The organism is Hymenobacter jejuensis (assembly GCF_006337165.1).
In the GTDB taxonomy this organism is placed as follows: domain Bacteria; phylum Bacteroidota; class Bacteroidia; order Cytophagales; family Hymenobacteraceae; genus Hymenobacter; species Hymenobacter jejuensis.
In genome coordinates this window covers 739863-753653 of sequence record NZ_CP040896.1, presented here as the reverse complement: position 1 = coordinate 753653, position 13791 = coordinate 739863, and the positions used below count along the sequence as shown (strand labels likewise).

Genomic DNA, 13791 nt, shown 5'->3' with positions numbered 1-13791 from the left:
CAAGGCGCCGTAAAACAAAAAGGACTTTGGCAAAACTGCCAAAGTCCTTTTAGAGTACCCAGAGCCGGGGTCGAACCGGCACACCTTGCGGTATTGGTGTTTGAGACCAACGCGTCTACCGATTCCGCCATCTGGGCTCATCTCGTTCCCACAACTCAGGAACGGGTGGCAAACTTAGCGAGAGTTTCCCGAATGCGCAAGAGATATCGACGTTTCAAATAGTAAGTCCGGACCTGTTGCAGGGCTTGCGGGCGCACATCTTGGGGCAAACCTTCGTAGCCAGCCAACACGGGTTCGATGCCTGCATCGAGGGTCTCGGAGAGGGCATCTACCTCATTTTCAACGCGTGCGACGGTTTCTGGGTCGGGCTCAAACTCCAGTTCCATCAGCTGTTCGTTGAGGTCCATTACTTCCATCAAAAAATCATTGGGAAGCTCTTGTTTTCCTTCTTCCAAGAGGCCGTGCGTGCTCAGAATATAGGCCATGCGCTGGTCGGGGTCGGAGAGGGTCCGGAAGGCGTTGGTGTTGAGGGTCGCCAGATTCAGGATTTCCTGCTGGTGCTCGGGCGCGGCTGTAGCGTGAAAATCGGGGTGGTACTCGCGGCTGAGTGCGTAATACTGCCGCTTGAGCGTAGCCTCGTCGGGACGAAAAGTCTCGGGTAAATTGTAAAACTCGAAGTAATTGGTAATCATGTAGTTGTAGAATTCAAGTGAAGGCGAGCGCCCGCTAATCGGCATTGCAAGCGACTTGAGCACTCTGGCACGTATACGCAGCGCGTCCGATTAAGCGCCGGTTTCAGCCACGCGGGCTACCGAAAAAGCCTGCGCTGGGGCCGCAAACAACGCTTTGGTCGCGGGCCAGACCTGCCCAAACAACGCCGAACGGCGGTAAGCGTCGAGGTCGGCTATGGAGTCCCAATGGCTGTAAGTGCAGTAGATGTGCGGCGCGTCGGCATCCTGCCACAACTCCAAGTAGCGGCAGCCGGGCATCTGGCGAATTTTATTTTCCGAAGACCGAAATAGAGTCAGGAAATCGCCGGTTTTTTCTGGCGCGAAAGTCATGCGCACAACCCTTATTATCATTACTATAACGGTTTGAAAAGCAGTGGTTCTTGGCTTTCGGGATGACTGCCAGGATGTCCGAAATTACTTAACATAATATAAAAACAAACATAAATACATGATAATCAAATAGATATAGACTGATTGCTTCGATTCAAAGCCTCAAGCCTGGCTTTCAGCTGGAAAGCGTACATCAACCTGCGAGTCGAAATGCAGGCCCAGCAACTCCGACGCATTACCTTGGTTCACGCCGATGCACAGCATATTCTGGCTGTTGAAAATGCACACGGCGTCGCCGGGATCAGCAGCTTGGAAATGGGGCACCACGTCGCGCACGGTTTCGCGGGCAAAGTGAATGGTGCAGGGGCGGCCGTGGCCCACCGCCTCGACAGAAGCGCGGGTGATATTCGTAATCAAGTTGCCATAGTGATCGACGTGTACCACGTGACCCGTGATCCGGTGATCTTGCAGGCGCAGCTGCCGGTTCATCAACTGATAATATTCGGTAGGAGGCGGCCCCAAATCAGTGAGAGCGCCACCGCCAGCTAAGTACACAGCAGCCGGCGTGAGTACGTCGCGGGTGGGAGAGGACGTAGGCGTAGCAGCCAACCGCACCAATTCTTCGGGCTGGCCGTCGGTGAGCAGGGCCAAAATACCGTTGTCGGCAGCTACAAAATAATGACCCTCAAACAGCGCGGCATGCCACGCCCCGCGCGGCCCGCCCAAATCGTTGACGCCCACCAAGTGCACCGTACCCGCCGGAAAATCACGAAAGACCGCATTTAGAACGTGAACGGCGTGCGCGATGTTAAAGGGTTCGATACCGTGCGTAATGTCCAGCACGGGTTGGGTGGGGGCCAGATGCAGAATCCGCGCTTTTACGGCGGCCACGTAGTGGTCGCGGTAGCCAAAGTCGGACAGAAACGTAAGCAGCCCCATGCCGGAAATCCTGAGTTATTCGTACTATTGTTTACCCTGTGTAAGGGCGGCAAAAGTAGACGAAATCCCTTGAACTAACGGCCCCCTTTCTGGTTCTACCTTATTTCCACCTAGTTAAAAACACCTCAGTTTGGTCGAGAAAGTCATCACGCTTGAAAACGTATCCCTCGTCGATTTCCTGGGACCTGATAACCAGAACATCCGCCAGCTTGCGGCCGCTTTTCCGGGTAGCAAGATAATTTCGCGCGGCAACGAGATCAAGATTCAGGGGCAAACCCACGTTATTACCCGAATCAACGAGATTTTATCATCGCTCATCGAGCATTATCATCAGTACGGACAAATCACGGATCGCACGATAAGCGAATACATAGGCGCCGCCGACGACGAGCAGCAGGAGCGCATCATGGCCACGGCGCCCATTGCCGACGTGATCGTGTTCGGGGCCAAAGGCGGCGTTATCAAAGCCAAAACGCCCAATCAGCAGCGCCTCGTCGATGCCGTCATGAAAAACGACCTGACCTTTGCGCTTGGGCCGGCCGGTACGGGCAAAACCTACGTGTCGGTGGCGTTGGCCGTGCGGGCACTTAAGAATAAGGAGGTCAAGAAGATCATCATTTCGCGCCCCGTGGTCGAAGCCGGGGAGAACCTAGGCTTTTTGCCCGGCGACATGAAGGAAAAGGTCGATCCATACCTGCGCCCGATTTACGATGCCTTGGAAGACATGATTCCGGCTGAAAAGCTGAAATTCTACCAGGAAAACAAGATCATCGAAATCGCCCCGCTGGCCTACATGCGCGGCCGCACGCTGAACAACGCGTTCGTTCTGCTCGACGAGGCCCAGAATACCACGCCCTCGCAGCTCAAAATGTTCCTGACGCGCATGGGCCCTTCAGCGAAAGTAATGGTCAACGGCGACCGCTCGCAGATTGACTTGCCCACCAAGCAGAAATCAGGCTTGATCCAAGCCCTTGATATTCTGAAGGATGTGCGCGGCATCGGATTTGTCGAGATGACTGCCGACGACGTGGTGCGTCACCGCTTGGTGAAAGAGATTGTGCAGGCCTACGACCGTTTCGACGTGCAACAGCAACGCGATCAGGCCCAACGGCCCATTCGCGAGTACCGCCCCCGCAACGACCGTCCGGACCAGCACCCTGATGTGCGCCGCGAAGACGACGGCATGCAAGAGCTGCCCGTTAATCATGAGCAACAGATGTAAAATCTTGGTTGTCAAGCCTTTGTGATTAAGGGCTGAGTTCGACTCAGCTTAAGACAAAAGAAAAGCCGCTTTCCACAAAGCGGCTTTTCTTTTGTCTTTCCTACGGTATTACTTTCGTAGCGTCGTACGTCTGGAAGAAGCTGAACACTAAAACGAGCAGCACAATCCGCAGTATAATGTTTATAATCAGTTGTTTATGAATGCACAGTCCGTCACCGCGCCCGAAGATCTGGAAGCCGCGCTAACCATTCGCCGCACCGTATTTGTGGAGGAACAAGGCGTGCCAGTCGAAGCCGAAAATGACGAGCACGACCGCACCGATGCGCACCATTACTTGGTACGGACGGATGATGGTACCCCCGTTGGCGCGGCGCGCTGGCGCCGCACTGCCAACGGCGTGAAACTAGAGCGCTTTGCGGTGCTGGACAAGTATCGCAGCCAGCAGGCAGGTGCCGCGCTGCTGAACGCTGTGCTGCGCGACGTGCAAGTTGCTCACCCTGAGGCTACTGTGTATTTGAATGCTCAGCTTCGGGCCATCCCGTTTTACGAGCGCCACGGCTTCGAGAAAGTAGGCGAGCAGTTTACGGAATGCGACATTGAACATTTTCAAATGGAATGGCGCGATAAACTTATAAACAATTGATAGTCAAATATTTGTAATAATGTATTGGCTGCGCGAAGCTGCCACCTCCAAGTAGATTTCCTTATCAGCGTGCTTTTATTTTTTATTTCTACCTCATGATTCGCTGGGCGCCCTACGCCTTTGTTCGCCTCACGCTTGCGCTGGCGGCGGGCATTCTTACCTATCTGTACGTTGGAGAGGCGCTGCCGCCGATGCTGTGGCCGCTGGTCGGCTTGGTGTTGATTTTCATGGCGTTGCAAACGTGGGCGAACCGCCAACTGGCGCCCGTATTTACGGACGCAGCGGGTTTGCTGGCCGTGCTTTGCGTGTACACTGCCGGTCTTGCCCTGACGCAGTACGCAACTGAATCGCGGGCGGCGACGCATTTTGGCCGCTTGCCGGGCACGGTGGAATTTTACAGCGCCGTGGTAGACGATTATGTGGCGCCGCGCCCGACAACTTACGCCACCACGTTACGAATTTCGGCGGTGCGAATAGGAGGCCGTTGGCACGCTGCGGAAGGCAGCGTTCGGGTTACGGTGATGCGCCGGTCTGCTGGAGCAGCACCCCGCTACGGTGACGTGTGGCTGGTGCGCGGCGCGCCACAGCCGGCCAGGTCGCCGCTCAATCCGGGCGAGTTCGACTACCGGCGCTACCTCGGCTACCACCAGATTTTTCATCAGCAGTTTATTGGTGCCGATCAATACCGACTCCTCGGTTTTCAGCCGCCGAGCTACGTAAAAGCGCTTAGCCTGCGCACGGCTCGCACGCTGGACGGCGTATTTCGGCATTACGTCAAGAGCCCGCGCGAATACGCGTTGGCTTCGGCCTTGGTATTGGGCCTCAAAGACGACGTCGATCAGGAAACCAAACAGGCGTATGCCAACACCGGTACCACCCACATCATGGCCGTGTCGGGGTTGCAGGTGGGCTTGCTGCTTACGGTGTTCATGTGGGTGTTGACGCGGTTTTTCGGGGCTACACGCGGTTTTCGGTATTGGTCGGCGGCCGTGGGGTTGGTGGTAATTTGGGGCTACGCCTTCGTGACGGGTGCGTCGGCGTCGGTGCTGCGCGCGGCCACGATGTTCACCTTCGTGATCATGGGGCGTGCCTTCAACCGGCAGAGTAACATGTACAACACGCTGGCCGTGGCGGCTTTCGTGCTGCTCTGCTACAACCCGTACCTGCTGGCCGATGTAGGTTTTCAGCTGTCATTTCTAGCTGTGCTAAGCATCGTGTATTTGCAGCCTCGTATTGCCAAATGGGTTGATTTCAAAGATTTAGCGGCTAGTCGGCTGCGCAGCTGGCAATCGCAGGCGGTGCAACGAAGTTGGAAATGGGCCGGTTGGGTAGCCGATTGGGTGTGGCAGGCTGTGGCGTTGTCGCTGGCAGCGCAGGTGGCTACGTTCCCGTTAGGCCTGTATTATTTTCACCAGTTTCCGCTCAGCTTTTTGCTGTCTAATCTGGTGGCGGTGCCCATTTCGTCGTTGGCCGTGGTGGTGGGCGTTGGGTTGCTGGCGATCAAAGGGCTTGTGGCGGCTATTCAGCTTGTAATGCCCGCTGCCGCTTTTCTCGATTGGCTGCCCCGGACGGTGGCGTGGCTGTTTGAGCGCACCATTTGGCTGTTCAACGAATATATTTTCTGGATTGGCCGCCAATTGCCCAATGCTCTCATAACCGGAATTCACCTTACCCCGGCGCAAACGGGGCTGCTGTTTGCCGTGATTCTGGCTTTACTCGCTTTTCTGGCCTTGCACCGGTTGCCGTGGCTGGGTGTGGCGTGTGCTCTGCTCGCGATGTTTACCGGAAGTCGGGTGTGGGCCGAGCGTCAGTTGGGCAAGGAAGCGCAGTTTATTGTGTACAATGTGCCACATCGGTCGGTATGTGGATTTTGGCAAGGGTCTGTCTCACAAATAGTTACTCCAGACTCCTTGCCGCTCTCGGGAGCCGGACGTGCGTATCATATTGAGCCGGGGCTGGTGGAGCACCAGATGCAACAGGTTGCCTATCAAGCGGGTTGGCATGATACGGCCGTGCCTGCCACATGCGCTACCGACGGGCTGGTGCTGACCGTCTGGCACGGGCTGCGCGTGGCGTTCGTTTCGGGAAGAGTGGAGGGGGCCCGGCAGCCGTACCCGGTAGATGTGGTGGTGCTTCGGCGCAACGCCCGCGTGCGCCCCGAAGAACTCGCCGTGCTGTTTGGGCATACGGCCACGGTGGTGCTGGACTCCTCCTGCAAGTTCTGGTATGCAGCAAAACAAACTGTTGCTTTGCAAGAAGCTGGTTTACAGGTATATGACGTAGCAAAAAGCGGCGCTTTCACAAGAAAGGTCCGTGACTAGAGATTTTACGTATATCTTGATGTAGCCGCAACGTCCAACTCAGCTGTTGCGCTATATAGTTTCTTCGTAGCACCATTTTTGTTACGTTTGAATTTACCGATCTGCTGAAAGGGCGTTGAGTGTGAGGTAGATAACGGAATCTGCTGCACCGCTCGATTCTTTCAGCATCGCTTAGCCACGACGACCATGGACAACATCAACATGCCTACTGAGGAGCTGGAAGCGCTGCGCTACATTCGCTACGAATGCCGCGACGCGATTGGCTACGTTACGCTCAACCGCCCCGACAAGCGCAATGCGTTGAGTTCCGATATGGTATCGGAACTGAAACAGGCGTTTGCGTTTGCCGAAGAAGATGACCTGTGCAAAGTCATTGTGCTGCGCGCCGAGGGCAAGGTCTTCTGCGCCGGTGCCGATTTGGCCTACATTCAGGAGCTGCAAGGGTTTGGCTACACCGATAACCTAGCCGACTCGACGCACCTGATGCAGCTTTTTCACCAAATCTATACGCTGAACAAAGTGGTGATCGGGCAGGTGCAGGGCCATGCGTTGGCGGGCGGCTGCGGCCTGGCCACCATCTGCGACTTTGCATTTGCCGTCCCGGAAGCCAAATTTGGCTATACGGAGGTAAAAATCGGCTTTTTGCCGGCCATTGTGAGCGTGTTTTTACTGCGCAAAATAGGGGAGGCCCGCACCAAGCAGTTGCTGCTCACCGGCGACATCATCAACGCGCAGCAGGCCGCCGATTTTGGCTTGGTCAATTTCTTGGTGCCGCAGGAAGAGCTGGCCGACCAAGTGTACCAGTTTGCGCGCCGATTGTGCGTCGAGAACTCGGCTCAGAGCATGGAAATCACCAAGGAAATGCTGGCCCGCATCCCCGAAATGCCTTTGGAGGACAGCCTGCGCTATGCCGCTCACATGAACGCCGAAGCCCGCGGCTCCCTTGACTGCCGTCGGGGTATTGCGGCCTTCCTCAACAAGGAAAAAATTACCTGGGAAAATTAATCCGGCGTCTTTTCAGTGCCTAATAGGTGAGTGCGAGCGCTTCGTCAAGCGTTTGTGCTCACTTTCTTTTTCGCCTTCCAATCAAAAACATCTGGCCTATGGCCTTGGTTAGCAACGCATGACAACGCTGGCAGCCGCGGCCGTTACAACGGCTACTTTCTTGGGAATGGAATTCGTGGCTTGGTTCATGCACAAATACGTGCTGCACGGAGCCCTGTGGTTTTTGCACCGCTCGCACCACGTGCGGCACCCACACCGGTTCGAGCGCAACGATTTCTTTTTCCTGTTTTATGGCTCGCTGTCGATGCTGTTTATCATTTACGGGTCGGATGCGAAAGACTGGCGGTTTTGGGTGGGCGTTGGTATCGCGGCCTACGGCACGGTGTATTTTTTCGTGCACGACGTGCTGATTCACGGCCGACTTCGGTTTTGGCGCAAGTCGCGCAATACGTATTTGCGGGCGCTGAACATGGCCCACAAAATGCACCATAAAACCACCGGCCGCGATGGCTCAGAGGAATTTGGAATGCTCTGGGTATCAAAAAGATACTTTTCACTGGCTGCGCGTAAGCCAGCTCCAACCAACAAAATGCGGCGCGCTTCATCGCTGAATTCGTAGCAGGACAGAACTTGTGGGACACTTTTCGATCAGCGATTTAGAAAACCTTTCCGGCATCAAGGCCCACACCATCCGAATGTGGGAGCAGCGCTATGGCATCCTGCGGCCGGTGCGTACCTCTACCAACATCCGCACGTATTGCGACGAAGACCTGCGCCGCTTGCTGAACGTGGCGACGCTGTGCGGCCGCGGCTACCGCATTTCGCGCGTGGCCCAACTCAGCGAGCAAGAGCTTTCACAGGCCGTTATGTCGTGCTGCGACGATGCCCACGACCATGTGCAGCAGGTCAATGCGATGCTGGCTTCGATGCTGGAAATGAACGAGCTACATCTGTGCAAGCAACTCGTCTGGACCATTCAGCAGCTGGGCTTTGAGAAGGCTTTTATGCACGTGGCCTATCCGTTTCTGGCACGCATTGGCATTATGTGGCAAGCGGGCACCGTCAATCCGGCGCATGAGCACTTGGTAACCAATATCTTACGGCAGAAGCTGATGGCCGCTACCGATGCTTTGGTACCGGTGCAGCCGGCCGAGTCGCTGCGGTGGGTGCTGTTTTTGCCCGAAGGAGAGATGCACGAACTGGCGTTGCTTTTCATGAACTACACCTTGCGAGCCCGCGGCCACCACGTGCTCTACCTGGGGCAAAATCTTCCGTCAGCGGAGCTGGAAGCCGTGTGCGAAACCTACAAGCCCTACGCTCTCTGCACCGTTATGACGGCCGTGCCTGAGCGCGACCAAGTGCAAGCGTACATCGACCGAGTGGCCCGTCTGTGCCCCGACACGGTGCTGTACCTCTACGGCCCGTTGGCTCACCAAGAAAACCTAGTGCTCACGAGCAGCATGGTGCGGCTGCGTTTGATGACCGATTTCTTGGCCGTAGCTGATCAGTTGCGCCCTACTACGGTAGCGCAGTAATATTTTTTTGTCTTTTTTACTTTTTTGTAGGGCCGTCGGTGCGCCAATTGGTGGTACTGACGGCTTTTTTAGTTGGATTTTTATCGTGCGAAATCTGTGTTTCACAGACCAAATTTCTGTGCTTGGCGAATACTCCTCCAGAAGTCGGCGCAGCACAGCAGTGGTACGTACCTTGCCCGGAAGGCGAACGAATGGCGGGAGGGGGTAAGAATTTTTTGGCAGCTATGCCCACCTTTTAAATCTTCTCGTATATTTGTTTAACTTTTTGCCACGAAAAGCTAAACAGTATGACCTCTTTAGAATTTACCGATCAAGTACAAAAGATTTCTTACTCTCTAAAGCCCGTGGCCATGAACCTGACCCGTGATGCCGACGATGCCAAGGATCTTGTACAAGAAACTCTGCTCAAGGCGTTGCTTAACAAGGACAAGTTTAAAGCGGGTACCAATTTGAAGGCGTGGTTGTACACCATCATGCGCAACACCTTCATCAACAACTACAACAAGATCACCAAGCGCAATAGCAATATTGACAGCACGGAGTATTTCCAGTACTTCAACACCGACGAGAACTACATTACCCACAACGGCGCCACCAGCGACTTTGTGGTCACCGACATCAACGAAGCCATTTCCAGCCTCAGCGCCGACTACCGTACGCCCTTTATGATGTACTACATCGGCTACAAGTATCTGGAGATTGCCGAGAAGTTGCAGATTCCGATTGGTACGGTCAAAAACCGTATTCACATTGCCCGTAAAGAGCTTAAAGACGCTCTGAAGGTATACGCCCCCGGCGTGTAGGGAATAGGGAGAGAGTACAACCGCCCCGGGCGTATCGCGGGCCGCGGGTGAATCAGCTACTGGCTGAGTCGCTCGCGGCCCGACTTGTTCCTAGCCCTTGCAGCTGATTTGGGGTAGATTACAAGTATTTGATAATTAGACAGTTATATACGAAGCCGATTGGAAGGCTTTTTCCTCCTTTCTTTGCCCGCCATATCGGGACGACCAAATCAGCGTAATCAGTGCAAGCAGCAAAATCAGCGATTGTTATTGGGGCCGGCTTTGCCAGTTTGTCGGCGGCTACTTCGTTGGCCCAAGCAGGGTATCGCGTGACGGTGCTGGAAAAAAACGAAGGCCCCGGCGGCCGGGCCCGCGTGTTTCGGGCTGAGGGCTTCACCTTCGATATGGGCCCAAGCTGGTATTGGATGCCGGATGTGTTCGAGCAGTACTTTGGCCGTTTCGGGCACAAAGTCGCCGATTTCTACGAGCTAGTGCGTCTCGATCCGTCGTATGCGGTCATTTTTGGCGAAAACGATTTCCTGAATATCCCGGCGCAAATGCCTGCCCTGCGCCAGATGTTTGAGGAGCTGGAACCGGGCAGCGCCGCGCAGCTCGACGAGTTTTTGCGGCAGGCCGCTTATAAGTACGAAGTCGGCATCAACAAATTTGTGCACATGCCCGGCCGGTCGCTCATGGAGTTTGCCGACCCACGCCTGCTCGTAGATGCCGTGCGCCTCGACGTGCTGCAAAGCATGAGCAAGCACGTGCGCCGCTTTTTTCACAATGAGAAGCTGCTCAAGCTGATGGAGTTTCCGGTGCTGTTTCTGGGCGCCACGCCCCAGAACACGCCCGCCCTGTACTCGCTGATGAATTATGCCGATCTGGCCCTTGGCACATGGTATCCGCAGGGGGGCATGCACAAGATTGTGGAGGCCATGGTGCAAGTGGCTCAGGAGCAAGGTGTTGTACTTGAGTGTGCGCAAGAGGTCCAGGAAATTGTAGTAGAAAAAGGCCGCGCTACGGGTGTGCGCACGGCCAGCGGCTTCCGGGCTGCCGACGTAATAGTAGCCGGCGCCGACTACCATCATGCTGAGCAGCACCTGCTCGCGCCTGAGTACCGCCACTACGACCAGAAGTACTGGGATACGCGCACCATGGCGCCGTCGTCGCTGCTCTTTTACTTGGGCGTCAACAAGAAACTGGCGCGTTTGCAGCACCATAATCTGTTTTTCGACGAAGACTTCAACCGCCACGCTCAAGAAATTTATGAGCAGCCGCAATGGCCTACTAAGCCGCTTTTTTACGCGTCGGTGCCGAGCAAAACCGATGCGTCGGTAGCGCCCGAAGGCTGCGAAAACCTGTTTCTGCTCATGCCCGTGGCCCCCGACCTCGCCGATCCGGAAGAAACGCGCGAACGCTATTACCATCTGATGATGGACCGTCTCGAGCGTCTCACGGGCCAAAGTATCCGCGACGCCGTAGTGTTTAAGCGCAGCTACGCCCACGCCGATTTCGTCAGCGACTACCATAGCTTTAAGGGCAATGCCTACGGTTTGGCCAACACGCTTCGGCAAACGGCTATTCTGAAGCCCTCGCTTAAAAGCAAGAAGGTCAGTAACTTGTATTTCACAGGTCAGCTGACGGTGCCGGGGCCGGGAGTGCCGCCTTCGCTTATTTCGGGGCAAGTGGTGGCCAAGGAAGTTGTGAAGGAGAACTCATGAAACACGATTCACAAGAATTGCTAACTGCTAACTGATTTTGGACCACGTTGCCCTCTTCGATCAGACCAGCTTGGCGTGTAGTAAGCTGATTACCAAGCGCTACAGCACGTCGTTTACGCTGGGTATTCGCACACTCGATGCGCGCTTTCACCTGCCGGTGTACGCCGTATATGGCTTTGTGCGCTGGGCCGACGAAATCGTGGATACGTTCCACGACCACGACAAAGCCGCCTTGTTTGCCGACTTCAAGCGCCAGACTTACGAAGCGCTCGATATGCGCTTTAGCTTGAGCCCGGTGCTGCACGCTTTCCAGTTGATGGTGCACCGCTACGGCATTGATAAAGAGTTTATTGACGCCTTTTTGCGGAGCATGGAAATGGATCTGGAAGACCAGAGCTACAACCAGTCGTTGTACAACGAATACATCTACGGCTCGGCGGAAGTAGTAGGCCTGATGTGTTTGCGCATCTTCTGCGAAGGCGACCAAGCCCAGTTTGAGCAGCTGCGGGAGCCCGCCTGCCGCTTGGGAGCCGCTTTTCAGAAGGTGAATTTTCTGCGCGACATCCGATCCGACTACGAAGAGCGGGGCCGCGTCTATTTTCCGGGCGTTTGCTACGAAACCTTCAACGACGAGGTGAAGCGTGAAATAGAGGCCGATATCCGGGCCGATTTTGATGCGGCGTATGTGGGCATTATGCAGCTGCCACGCTCGGCGAAGCTGGGCGTGTACTTGGCCTATGTGTATTATCTGAAGCTTTTCCACAAGATCCGGCAGCTACCTGCGGCACGAATTTTGGGCGGCCGGGTGCGCGTTCCCGACAACACCAAGCTGTTATTGCTGCTGGGGTCGTACTTTCGCTTTCGCCTGCGGGCCATCTGATCACGAATTCTATGCCGCGTGAAGCTGCTTGTTATCTTTCTTTCGCTGCTTTTCACCTTACCCGCTGCCGTGCCCGCTAGCTCGCCCTATCACCTGCCCAACCTGCGTCGTCATTATGAACAAGCCGCTGCCGACAAAAAGGCGGGCGAAAAGTTTTATCAGCTCATGGCCGACTACAACGAGCGCGACGCCGTGGTGCTGGCTTACAAAGGAGCGGCTGAAGCCATTCGGGCCCGCGATGCTTCTATGTTCAACAAGCTCACGTATGTGCAGGACGCCAGCCGTACGTTTGAACAAGCCGTCGCGCTGAACCCGACCAATGCCGAAGTGCGGTTTCTGCGCTTTAGCGTCGAGACTAACTTGCCGAGCTTTTTGGGCCTGAGCCAACACGTAGAAGAAGACAAACAAGTGCTGCTCAGTGCGTTGCTGAATCACCCAAAATCGGGGCTGGACGCGGAAGCCTTCCGCACGGTACGTGGTTTCCTGATCGAGCGCAGCCACGTAAGCGGCGCCGAAGCGCAGCAACTAGCGCGCATAACGGAGTAAAATAGGTATGAACTATATGCAAAAAGCCCCGCACTGCGGGGCTTTTTGCATATAGTTCATAATCAAGCGTTTGTGTAGAAGCGGCTTCGGCACTAAATTCTTAGCGCTGCCTGAGTTCATAGAAAGTGCCTGAAAGCTCAAGGCTAAAAATACGCAGCATCTTGGTCCTGATTCTGTTTCAGATAGCTGAACCGTATGGGGGAGAGATTCCGTATCTTCAAATGCCACCGGTTCAGTTATAACTTTCTGATTGCTTTCGTGGTTACCGAGCTATGCCGCACCATCTGAGCGTCCGTATCGACCCCAATTCCGGCTTCTGTTTCGGCGTCATCTATGCCATCCAGATGGCTGAAGACATCCTAGCGGAGGAAGCGTACCTCTATTGCCTTGGCGACATCGTGCACAACGACGAAGAAGTGGAGCGCCTGGAAAAGCGTGGCCTGCGCATCATCGATTACGAAACCTTCGCGCAGCTTCGCAATGAAAAAGTATTGATTCGGGCCCACGGCGAGCCGCCAAGCACCTACCAGATGGCGCTTCAAAACAACCTAACGCTGATCGACGCCTCGTGCCCAGTGGTGTTGAAGCTGCAAAACCGCATCAAAACCAGCTACGATAAGCGCGAGCAGATCTTTATCTACGGCAAGCACGGCCACGCCGAGGTGCGCGGCCTGCTCGGCCAGACCAGCGGTGACGCCGTCGTGTTTGAGAATATCGATGAGCTGTTGCGCCACGAGCTGCCGGCCAACATCACGCTGTATAGCCAGACCACCAAGAGCACCGATAGCTTTTACCGCATCAAAGGCGAGCTGGAGCAGCGCGGTTACGCCGTGAATGCCAACGACACGATTTGTAGGCAGGTAAGCAACCGCGACAAAGACTTGCGCAAGTTTGCGGCGCAGTACGACCAAATCGTGTTTGTGTCGGGCACCAAAAGCAGCAACGGAAAGGTGCTCTACCAAGTGTGCAAAGACACCAATCCGCGCACGCATTTCATCTCTAAAGTCGAGGAAATTCAGGCCGGGTGGTTCCAGCCCGGCGACTCCGTGGGCATCTGCGGGGCCACCAGTACTCCCATGTGGCTGATGGAAGACGTGCGCGATGCGCTGCTTAGTTTGTAAGTTGTTGATTATAAA

General features: G+C 55.2%; 14 protein-coding genes and 1 tRNA gene. 11 read left to right on the top strand and 4 right to left on the bottom strand.

Features of this window, described 5'->3' with window-relative positions:
* Nucleotides 1-55: 55 nt before the first annotated feature.
* The 4 genes from FHG12_RS02895 to FHG12_RS02880 form a co-directional block, all read right to left on the bottom strand.
* Nucleotides 56-137, bottom strand: a tRNA-Leu gene (locus tag FHG12_RS02895).
* 18 nt (nucleotides 138-155) lie between these two features.
* Nucleotides 156-692 (bottom strand): Fe-S protein assembly co-chaperone HscB, encoded by a 537-nt coding sequence (gene hscB, locus FHG12_RS02890; RefSeq protein ID WP_139514188.1) that lies wholly within the window; start codon nucleotides 690-692, stop codon nucleotides 156-158.
* Between the two features lie 90 nt (nucleotides 693-782).
* A complete protein-coding gene (locus FHG12_RS02885; RefSeq protein ID WP_139514187.1) occupies nucleotides 783-1082 on the bottom strand; it encodes a putative quinol monooxygenase in 300 nt (99 codons plus the stop codon).
* Nucleotides 1083-1223: 141 nt separating this feature from the next.
* Complete coding sequence (locus FHG12_RS02880; protein WP_139514186.1) at nucleotides 1224-2000, bottom strand: SAM hydrolase/SAM-dependent halogenase family protein; 777 nt, start codon at nucleotides 1998-2000, stop codon at nucleotides 1224-1226.
* 130 nt (nucleotides 2001-2130) lie between these two features.
* Between FHG12_RS02880 and FHG12_RS02875 the strand changes: the two genes are divergently transcribed.
* From FHG12_RS02875 to FHG12_RS02825, 11 genes are all read left to right on the top strand, one after another.
* Nucleotides 2131-3222: a PhoH family protein gene (locus FHG12_RS02875; protein ID WP_139514185.1), complete on the top strand. Its 1092-nt coding sequence runs from the start codon at nucleotides 2131-2133 to the stop codon at nucleotides 3220-3222.
* Nucleotides 3223-3418: 196 nt separating this feature from the next.
* Nucleotides 3419-3865: a GNAT family N-acetyltransferase gene (locus FHG12_RS02870; protein WP_139514184.1), complete on the top strand. Its 447-nt coding sequence runs from the start codon at nucleotides 3419-3421 to the stop codon at nucleotides 3863-3865.
* Nucleotides 3866-3960: 95 nt separating this feature from the next.
* Nucleotides 3961-6186, top strand: coding sequence for a ComEC/Rec2 family competence protein (locus FHG12_RS02865; RefSeq protein WP_139514183.1), 2226 nt, complete (start codon nucleotides 3961-3963; stop codon nucleotides 6184-6186).
* Nucleotides 6187-6372: 186 nt separating this feature from the next.
* Complete coding sequence (locus FHG12_RS02860) at nucleotides 6373-7191, top strand: enoyl-CoA hydratase/isomerase family protein (RefSeq protein ID WP_230471267.1); 819 nt, start codon at nucleotides 6373-6375, stop codon at nucleotides 7189-7191.
* Between the two features lie 118 nt (nucleotides 7192-7309).
* A complete protein-coding gene (locus FHG12_RS02855; RefSeq protein WP_139514182.1) occupies nucleotides 7310-7810 on the top strand; it encodes a sterol desaturase family protein in 501 nt (166 codons plus the stop codon).
* 13 nt (nucleotides 7811-7823) lie between these two features.
* A complete protein-coding gene (locus FHG12_RS02850) occupies nucleotides 7824-8726 on the top strand; it encodes a MerR family transcriptional regulator (protein ID WP_165699285.1) in 903 nt (300 codons plus the stop codon).
* A gap of 287 nt (nucleotides 8727-9013) precedes the next feature.
* Nucleotides 9014-9529, top strand: a complete 516-nt coding sequence (locus FHG12_RS02845) for a sigma-70 family RNA polymerase sigma factor (RefSeq protein WP_139514180.1) — start codon at nucleotides 9014-9016, stop codon at nucleotides 9527-9529.
* 221 nt (nucleotides 9530-9750) lie between these two features.
* Nucleotides 9751-11229, top strand: a complete 1479-nt coding sequence (locus FHG12_RS02840) for a phytoene desaturase family protein (RefSeq protein WP_230471266.1) — start codon at nucleotides 9751-9753, stop codon at nucleotides 11227-11229.
* Between the two features lie 37 nt (nucleotides 11230-11266).
* Entirely contained in the window at nucleotides 11267-12109 is an 843-nt protein-coding gene (locus FHG12_RS02835) for a phytoene/squalene synthase family protein (protein ID WP_139514179.1), read from the top strand.
* An 18-nt stretch (nucleotides 12110-12127) separates the two neighbouring features.
* Nucleotides 12128-12655 (top strand): hypothetical protein, encoded by a 528-nt coding sequence (locus tag FHG12_RS02830; RefSeq protein ID WP_139514178.1) that lies wholly within the window; start codon nucleotides 12128-12130, stop codon nucleotides 12653-12655.
* 272 nt (nucleotides 12656-12927) lie between these two features.
* The gene (locus FHG12_RS02825; protein WP_139514177.1) at nucleotides 12928-13776 is read left to right on the top strand and encodes a 4-hydroxy-3-methylbut-2-enyl diphosphate reductase; all 849 of its coding nucleotides are present in this window, start codon (nucleotides 12928-12930) and stop codon (nucleotides 13774-13776) included.
* Nucleotides 13777-13791 lie beyond the last annotated feature (15 nt).

Coding starts and splice junctions, on each gene's coding strand:
- hscB (WP_139514188.1), bottom strand. CDS start 692: ATGATTACCAATTACTTCGAGTTTTACAATTTACCCGAGACTTTTCGT.
- FHG12_RS02885 (WP_139514187.1), bottom strand. CDS start 1,082: ATGATAATAAGGGTTGTGCGCATGACTTTCGCGCCAGAAAAAACCGGC.
- FHG12_RS02880 (WP_139514186.1), bottom strand. CDS start 2,000: ATGGGGCTGCTTACGTTTCTGTCCGACTTTGGCTACCGCGACCACTAC.
- FHG12_RS02870 (WP_139514184.1), top strand. CDS start 3,419: ATGAATGCACAGTCCGTCACCGCGCCCGAAGATCTGGAAGCCGCGCTA.
- FHG12_RS02865 (WP_139514183.1), top strand. CDS start 3,961: ATGATTCGCTGGGCGCCCTACGCCTTTGTTCGCCTCACGCTTGCGCTG.
- FHG12_RS02860 (WP_230471267.1), top strand. CDS start 6,373: ATGGACAACATCAACATGCCTACTGAGGAGCTGGAAGCGCTGCGCTAC.
- FHG12_RS02855 (WP_139514182.1), top strand. CDS start 7,310: ATGACAACGCTGGCAGCCGCGGCCGTTACAACGGCTACTTTCTTGGGA.
- FHG12_RS02845 (WP_139514180.1), top strand. CDS start 9,014: ATGACCTCTTTAGAATTTACCGATCAAGTACAAAAGATTTCTTACTCT.
- FHG12_RS02825 (WP_139514177.1), top strand. CDS start 12,928: ATGCCGCACCATCTGAGCGTCCGTATCGACCCCAATTCCGGCTTCTGT.